Raw genomic sequence first — 283 nt, 5'->3', positions numbered from 1 at the left:
CTTCAATCTTGTCGACGAAATATCCGAGCTTGACGGCGGCCTTATTGACCTGAATTTGAACGAGATATTTCTGTAGCTTCGGAACCCACGAAACCCCTTTAAATCCGCTCGTGTTGTTCTTATGGAGACGACGATTGCGCTGGTTGTCGGAAGGTGTGCAGTCGCGCAACTCGACAATGGCGTTGTGGGAGCGCTCTCCGTGGCGATGATCGAGGTCGTCGGTCGGCCAGTGGCCATGCGAAAGCGCCCAAATCACGCGGTGAACGGTCGAATAGTATTTGAC

Annotated in this window: 1 protein-coding gene; it reads right to left on the bottom strand. The window is 53.4% G+C overall.

Translation table 11 applies throughout. The annotated features are described in order from the left end of the window. Positions 1-283 (bottom strand): HNH endonuclease (locus tag QSV46_RS39495; protein WP_314964062.1); only part of this gene is annotated, 283 nt, incomplete at both ends.

The sequence above is a fragment of the Bradyrhizobium cosmicum genome, from assembly GCF_032290525.1.
Lineage (GTDB): Bacteria > Pseudomonadota > Alphaproteobacteria > Rhizobiales > Xanthobacteraceae > Bradyrhizobium > Bradyrhizobium cosmicum_A.
Note: the sequence above shows the minus strand (reverse complement) of the source record. Positions and strands in the feature narration are given on the sequence as shown.